Source organism: Paraconexibacter sp. (assembly GCF_041602235.1).
In the GTDB taxonomy this organism is placed as follows: Bacteria; Actinomycetota; Thermoleophilia; order Solirubrobacterales; family Solirubrobacteraceae; genus Paraconexibacter.
The window spans coordinates 1-7,122 of the sequence record NZ_JBFIGP010000207.1 but is presented as its reverse complement, the minus strand read 5'-3'; the positions used below and the strand labels follow the sequence as shown (position 1 = coordinate 7,122).

The following is a 7,122-nucleotide window of genomic DNA, read 5'->3' as shown; positions in this document are numbered from 1 at the left end:
GACTTCTTCTTCTTCGTCGGCACGGTCTTCCCGACCTTCGCCCCGATCTCGAACGACGAGTACGCGTTGCTGTAGACGACGTCGAAGCCCATCAGATCCGTGGTGCGGGAGATCCGCTTGGGCAGCTTGATCCGCCACCGCTTGCGCGTCTTCGTGACCGCACGGCCCTCACCGAGGGCGGTGAGCTGCTCCTGCCCGCGTCCGTCGATCCGCGCGGTGCGCCAGCGCAGGAAGTCCGCCGGGGCGCCGAGGAGCACCGTGACCGTCCCGTTCGGACGGATCGTGACCGTGTTGGTGAACTTCAGCGGGTACTCCGCGTCGGTGCACACCCCACCGGTGCCGTCTTCCTTCGGGACGCAGTGGTACCCCAGCGTGGCGGGAGCCTTCTGCTTGTAGGACTGGACGATCAGCTTCCCGTAGTTGGGGGTCGTCGACGCACCGTGCGCCATCGCCACGAGCGCGAGCACCAGGCCCACACCCCCCGCCACGGTGGTCCGCGTCCTCCTGCCATCGAGTCGCATGAGGCGGAATCTATACTCCCGCGCCCATGACCGACCCCATCTCCATCATCGGTGGCTCCGGCGCGCTCGGCTACGGACTCGCTGTCCGCTTCGGCCGCGCCGGCATCCCCGTCGTCATCGGATCGCGCGACGCCGCGCGCGCGGAGGAGGCGGCGGCACGGGCGGCGGCGGCGGTGCCCGAGGGGTCGTTCGCCGGCTACGCCAACGACGTCGCGGCGGCGGAGAGCGACACGGTCATCCTCTCGGTCCCGTTCCGCAACCAGTCCGAGACGCTCACCAACCTCAAGCAGACCCTGCGCGAGGGTCAGCTCGTCATCGACGCGACCGTGCCGCTCGCGGCGGCCGTCAGCGGCAAGGCGACGCGCACGCTGGGCGTGTGGCAGGGCTCGGCCGCGCAGCAGGCGCAGGAGATGGTGCCCGCCGGCGTGCGCGTGGTGAGCGCCTTCCACACGGTCGCGGCGGCCCACCTCGGCGACCTCGACTGGCAACTCGACGAGGACATCCTGGTCTGCGGCGACGTCAAGGAGGACAAGCAGCGGGTCATCGAGCTGATCGGCGCGATCGACGGTCTGCGTGGCGTGGACGCCGGCCGGCTGGAGATGAGCCGGATCGTCGAGTCGCTCACCCCCCTGCTCATCGGGATCAACGTCCGCCACAAGACCCACGCGGGCATCCGGATCACCGGCCTGCCGTCGGCGTGACCGACGCCCCCCGCGACGACCGGACGGGTCCGGTCGTCGTCCTCGCCGGAGGCACCGGCGGCGCCCGGCTCGCCCGCGGCATGCTCGACGTCGTGGGCGCCGACCTCGTCGTCGTCGCCAACACCGGCGACGACGTGGAGATGTACGGCGCCTACGTCTGCCCCGATCCCGACCTCTGCGCCTTCTGGCTGGCGGACCGGATCGACGAGCGCGGGTGGGGCCTGGAGGGCGACACGTTCTGCGTGATGCAGGGGCTGCGGGACCTCGGCGTCGACGTGTGGTTCAACCTCGGCGACCGCGATCTCGCCATCGGCCTGCGGCGGGCCGAGCGTCTCGCCGCCGGAGCCCGGCTGACCGACGCGCTGGCGGAGCTCACCGCGGCCCTCGGGGTCCGAGCCCGCGTGCTGCCGATGTGCGACCGGCCCGTGCGCACGCGCGTCCGGGCCCGCGGACGGTGGACGCCCTTCCAGGAGTTCATGATCCGCGATCGCGCCGAAGGTCCGGTCGAGGACCTGGCCTTCGACGGCATCGAGCAGGCCGTCGCCCCGCCGGAGGTCCTCGAGGCGATCGCCGCCGCGCGCGCCGTGATCGTGGGACCGTCGAACCCCGTGATCTCGATCGATCCCATCCTCGGCGTCCCCGGGATCCGCGCGGCCCTGAGGGACACCGCCGCCCCCGTGGTCGCCGTCAGCCCCGTCGTCGCCGGCGAGGTCGTCAAGGGCCCGACCGCCGCGTTCATGGCCTGGGCGGGCCGTACCCTGGACGCGGCGGGGGTCGCCGACCATTACCGTGGTCTCCTCCGCGGCCTCGTGACGGACGAGGCCGCCCCTGCCCTGGACCTGCCCGTGCTGCGCACCGACACCCTGATGACCGACGCCGCCGCTCGCGAGCGCCTCGCTCGCGAGACCCTCACCTTCGCGCTGGGGCTGACCGCGTGAGCACCATCGCCGTCGTCCCCGTCAAGCGCTTCGGCGACGCCAAGCAGCGACTGGCCGATCACATCGGGACGAGCACCCGCAAGGCGCTGAGCGAGGCGATGGTCACCGACGTCCTCATCGCGCTGCGGCGTTCCAAGCGCGTGGACCGGGTGATCGTCGTGACGTCCGAGCCCGCGGCGGAGGCCCTGGCCAACGGCTACGACGCCGAGCCCGTGCTGGACGACGAGAACACCACGCACAGCGCTGCGGCGATGATCGGGATCCGGTCGGCCCGCGAGCGGGGGGCGCGCCGCGTCCTGCTCGTCCCCGGCGACTGCCCCGCGCTGGCGCCCGACGAGGTCGACGCGCTCCTGGGGACCGTCGGCGACCCGCCGGGCGTCGTCGTCGTCCCCGACCGTCACGGCACCGGCACCAACGCGCTGATCCTCAGCCCGCCCGACGTGATGGAGCCCTCGTTCGGACCGGACTCCTGCGCCCGTCACCTCGAGCTCGCCCGCGCCGCCGGGGTCCCGGGCGAGGTGCGCGAGGTGCCGTCGCTCTCGCTCGACGTCGACACGTTCGACGACCTGCAGGCCCTCCGGGACGCCCTCGCGGTCCGCATCGGCGGTGCGGCGCACACGCGCGGCATGCTGAACCGCCTCGCCCGGCGGTGAGCGCGCTGCTCGCGACGCCGGTCGCGGGACTTCCGGGTCTGGCCGCCGGAGACGATCTCGCCGCGCTCATCGCGGCGCGCGCCCAGCTCGACGACGACGACGTCGTGGTCGTCGCCCACAAGGCCGTGTCCAAGTGCGAGGGCCGGACGGTCCGGCTGGCCGACATCACGCCCTCGCCCCGCGCGGTGGAGCTCGCCGAGACCGGGGACAAGGACCCGCGCGCGGTGCAGGTCGTGCTCGACGAGAGCGCCGAGGTGCTCCGTGCCGAGCACGGCGTGCTGATCTGCCGGACCCGGCACGGGTTCGTCTGCGCCAACGCGGGGGTGGACGCGTCCAACGCCGGGTCCGCCGACACGCTCGTCCTCCTTCCCCGGGACCCTGACGCCTCCGCCCGGCGCCTGCGCGGCGCGCTCCGTGCGCTGACCGGCCGCCGGGTCGCGGTGGTCGTGACGGACTCCTTCGGTCGCGCATGGCGTCACGGTCAGTGCGACGTCGCCATCGGCGTCGCGGGGCTGGCCCCCCTCCAGGACCTCCGCGGCGGCCGCGACGCCGACGACCGCGAGCTCCGCGCCACGTGGATCGCGACGGCCGACCAGGCCGCCGCTGCCGCCGACCTCGTCCGCGGCAAGACGAGCGGGACACCGGTGGTGGTGCTGCGCGGGCTGGCCTCGCACGTCACCGAGGACGACGGACCGGGCGCGGCCGCGCTCGTGCGACCGCTCGACGAGGACCTGTTCCGCTAGCGGGGCGGTGATGCGCGCCGGTCCTCTCGACCGGCGCGTCGCCGCGGGCTAGGAGATCTCCAGGACGACCATCGGTCGCTCGCCGCGCGGGGTCTCGACCCGCACGGTCTCGCCGACCTTCGCGCCGACGAGCGCCTCGGCGACGGGCGACTCGGCGGACAGCTTGCCGGCGGCCGCATCGGCCTCGGTCGGGCCGACGATCTGGTAGGTCGCCTCCCGCTCGGTGGTCTCGTCGCGGACCTTGACCGTCGAGCCGAAGCCCACGACGTCGCCGCCGCCCGTGGGCTCCACGACGACCGCATTGCGCAGGCGGTCCTGGAGCCGGAGGATCTTGGTCTCCAGGTGTCCCTGGTCCTCCTTGGCGATGTGGTACTCGGCGTTCTCCTTCAGGTCCCCCATGTCGCGGGCGAACGAGATGCGCTTGGCGATCTCCTGCCGGGCGGTCGTCTCGAGCTCGTGCAACTCCGCCTTGAGCGCCTCCAGACCCTCGGCCGTGATCGCCTCGCCGCCGTCGGCGCCGCTCATGCCGCGGTCTCCACGAGCATCGCCCCGGCCACCGAGCCACCGACGGGGATGCGGCGACGGATGTCGTACAACGTGGTCCGCTCGGCCGCAGGACGGCCCGCGCGGTGCGCCGCCGACACGAGGTCCTCGGGATCCAGGCGCACCCCGTGCTGGCTGCCCGCCATCCGGCTGATCGATTCCTCCATGAGGGTTCCTCCCAGGTCGTTGACGCCCCATCGCAGCGACTCGGTCGCCGCCTCGATCCCCATCTTCACCCACGAGGCCTGCAGGTTGCGGATCGAACGGCCCAGGGCCAGCCGGAAGACCGCGGTGTGCTTGAGGTTCTCCTCGGCCGAGAGCTCCTCCACGCCGTGCGTGCGGCCGAGCATCGTGTGGAACGGGATGAAGGACAGCGGCACGAACTCGGTGATGCCCCCCGTGCGCTCCTGGAGCGCACGAACTACGCGCAGGTGCTCGGCGAGCTCCCACGGCTCCTCGATGTGCCCGAACATCACGGTGGACGTCGACCGCAGGCCGGCGCGGTGGCTCGCCTCGATGACCTCGACCCAGCGACCGGCGGGCAGCTTGTTCGGGCTGATGCGCTCGCGGACGCCGTCGTGCAGCACCTCGGCGGCCGTGCCCGGCGTCGACCCGAGCCCGGCATCGCGCAGCTGCGCGAACACCGCGTCGAGCGACAGCCCGCTGACGGTCGCCATGTGGTCGATCTCCATCGGCGAGTAGGCGTGGAGGTGCAGGGTGGGCTCGAGCTCCTTGGCGAAGCGCAGCCATCCCAGGTAGTCCTCGAACGTCCAGTCCGGGTGGATCCCGGACTGGATGCACAGCTCGGTCGCCCCGAACGCGACGGCGTCGGCGACCCGGGCCGCGAAGTCCTCGCGGGAGTGGGTGTAGGCGTCCGGTGAGCGCCGGGACTGCCCGAAGCCGCAGAACGCGCAGCCGACGGTGCAGACGTTCGAGACGTTGATGTTGCGGTTGACGACGTAGGTCACGTCCTCGCCCGCGAGCTCCGCTCGCAGCTCGTCGGCGGCCTGGCGCAGGTCCTCGACCGCCTCCGGCCGCGTCTCGGCGAAGAGGGCGGTCAGCTCGTCCTCGTCAAGCCACAGGCCGTCACGGCCCTTGGCGATCGCGGCGGGCACGAGATCGCGGCGGATCGGACGCGGCGACTCGGTGCGCCCGGACCCGCGCCGCGGGATGAAGGACCAGTAGCGGGACCGCACCACGTCCATGACGGCGGGTGCGACCCAATCGGACTCCAGGTACCTGCCGTACACGCACAGGCGCTCGGTCAGCGCGTACCCGCGCGGCGCGAGCTCCTTGCGGACCTGGTGCGGCGACGGGAACGGGTGCTCCGGCGAGATGTGGTCGCCGTTGGCCGAGAGCCCCCCGAGGTCGGTCGCGCCGGCGTCGATGAGCCGCGGCCACCAGTCGGCGAGGTTCGGCGGGATCTGCACGCCGACCTCGGGCATCGTCCGGCGGACGTGGCCGACGAGGTCCTCCATCTCCTCGATCGTGACACCCGTGGCCCACGCCGGGAGATCCTTCCGCGGGCGCTCGGCGTCCCCGTCCCACAGTCCGGTGGCCCAGGCCCGCCTGGCCGCGTCCCCGGCGATGTCCGCGACCTCCTGACCGTAGTAGGCGTCGTGGGGAACGAAGTTCTGCAGGATCAGCTCCTGCAGGTGCCCGTGCTCGGCGTGGACCTCGGCCAGCGCGTCGATCGCGGCGAACCGGTCCTCGGGGGTCTCGCCGATCCCGACCAGGATCCCGCTCGTGAAGGGGATCTTCAGCTCGCCGGCCCAGCGGATGGTCTCCAGGCGCCGGTGCGGAGACTTCGTCGGCGAGCCCTGATGCGCGACGAGATCGTCGCGGATCGACTCCAGCATCAGGCCCTGCGACGCGGTCACCTCCCGCAGGCGCGCGAGGTCCTCCTTCGAGAGCACCCCGAGGTTGGTGTGCGGGAGCAGCCCGCGCTCCAGCGCCCGCTCGCACGTCCACACCACGTAGCCGGTGAAGTCCTCGTGTCCGTACTCGCGCAGGCGGGCGGCGACCTCGGCGTTCACCTCGGGCTTCTCCCCCGTGAGGACGAGCAGTTCCTTCACGTTGCGGCGGGCCGCGCGATCGAGTTGCTGCAGCACCTCCTGGGGCGAGTAGAGGTGCGCGCGGTGGGTCTTGAACGCGCAGTACTTGCAGTAGCACTGGCACGTGCGCGACAGCGACAGCGTGACGTTGCGCGAGAAGGTGACGCGGCGACGCATCGCCGGGAGTCTAGTGAGGGGGGCCCGCGCCCGGACAGGCACCACCGCGTACCCTGCCCCGCACATGCCCAGCGTCCGACCCCGCACCCTGCTCGTCCCGCTGCTCGCCGCGGTGATGCTCGCCCTGCCCGCCTGCGGCACCTCGGGGTCCTCCGCCCGCCCCAACGAGGAGGCGACGCTCCTGCTGGACTTCACCCCCGGCGCCGTCCACACCGGCATCTACCTCGCCCGCTCGCGCGGCTTCGACGAGGCCGAGGGGGCACGCCTGGAGATCAAGCCCCCGTCGGACTCGACCGACGCCGTCAAGCTGCTGAGTGCCGGGCGCGTGGACTTCGCGATCCTCGACCTGCACGACCTCGCCATCGCCCGCGAGAAGGGCGCCGACCTCGTCGCGGTCATGCCGGTCGTGCAGCAGCCGCTCGCCAGCATCCTCGCGGCGCCGGAGATCCAGCGTCCCAGGGATCTGGAGGGTCGCCGGGTCGGGGTCACGGGCCTGCCCAGCGATGTCGCCGTCCTGCGCTCGATCGTCGAGGCCGACGGCGGTGACCCCGATCGGGTCGAGACCACGACCATCGGGTTCACGGCGGTCCCCGCCCTGCTGGGCGGGAAGGTCGACGCCGCTACCGCGTTCTGGAACGTCGAGGGCGTCGCGCTGCAACGCCAGCGGCCCGCCACCAGGATCTTCCGCCTGGACGCGTACGGCGCGCCCAGCTACCCCGAGCTGGTGCTCTGCACGACCAGCACGACGCTGCAGGACCGCCGTTCGCTGGTCTCCGCCGTGGTCAAGGCCCT

8 protein-coding genes are annotated in these 7,122 nt (G+C 72.7%); 5 read left to right on the top strand and 3 right to left on the bottom strand.

Annotated elements, in window-relative coordinates:
• Window positions 1–521, bottom strand: a 521-nt coding sequence (locus tag ABYE80_RS14950) for a hypothetical protein (RefSeq protein WP_372791086.1), incomplete at its 3' end; no start/stop codon positions are given.
• 26 nt (window positions 522–547) lie between these two features.
• Between ABYE80_RS14950 and npdG the strand changes: the two genes are divergently transcribed.
• From npdG to cofE, 4 genes are read left to right on the top strand one after another with little or no spacing between them, the layout of a single operon-like run.
• Window positions 548–1,222 carry an NADPH-dependent F420 reductase gene (gene npdG / locus ABYE80_RS14945; RefSeq protein WP_372791085.1) on the top strand — a complete coding sequence of 225 codons (675 nt, stop codon included), beginning with the start codon at window positions 548–550 and terminating at the stop codon, window positions 1,220–1,222.
• Window positions 1,219–2,160 (top strand): 2-phospho-L-lactate transferase, encoded by a 942-nt coding sequence (cofD, locus tag ABYE80_RS14940; RefSeq protein WP_372791084.1) that lies wholly within the window; start codon window positions 1,219–1,221, stop codon window positions 2,158–2,160. Before npdG ends, cofD begins: the two co-directional genes overlap by 4 nt.
• Entirely contained in the window at window positions 2,157–2,813 is a 657-nt protein-coding gene (gene cofC, locus ABYE80_RS14935) for a 2-phospho-L-lactate guanylyltransferase (protein ID WP_372791083.1), read from the top strand. Before cofD ends, cofC begins: the two co-directional genes overlap by 4 nt.
• Entirely contained in the window at window positions 2,810–3,556 is a 747-nt protein-coding gene (gene cofE, locus ABYE80_RS14930) for a coenzyme F420-0:L-glutamate ligase (RefSeq protein WP_372791082.1), read from the top strand. Before cofC ends, cofE begins: the two co-directional genes overlap by 4 nt.
• Before the next feature lie 48 nt (window positions 3,557–3,604).
• Here the strand turns inward: cofE and greA are convergent, their stop codons facing one another.
• On the bottom strand, window positions 3,605–4,081 hold the full coding sequence (greA, locus tag ABYE80_RS14925) for a transcription elongation factor GreA (RefSeq protein ID WP_372791081.1): 477 nt from the start codon (window positions 4,079–4,081) through the stop codon (window positions 3,605–3,607).
• Window positions 4,078–6,330 (bottom strand): 5-amino-6-(D-ribitylamino)uracil--L-tyrosine 4-hydroxyphenyl transferase CofH, encoded by a 2,253-nt coding sequence (gene cofH, locus ABYE80_RS14920; RefSeq protein WP_372791080.1) that lies wholly within the window; start codon window positions 6,328–6,330, stop codon window positions 4,078–4,080. Before cofH ends, greA begins: the two co-directional genes overlap by 4 nt.
• A 64-nt stretch (window positions 6,331–6,394) precedes the next feature.
• On the opposite strand from cofH, the gene ABYE80_RS14915 reads away from it, so the two are divergent.
• The coding region (locus ABYE80_RS14915; RefSeq protein ID WP_372791079.1) for an ABC transporter substrate-binding protein at window positions 6,395–7,122 on the top strand (728 nt) is incomplete at its 3' end.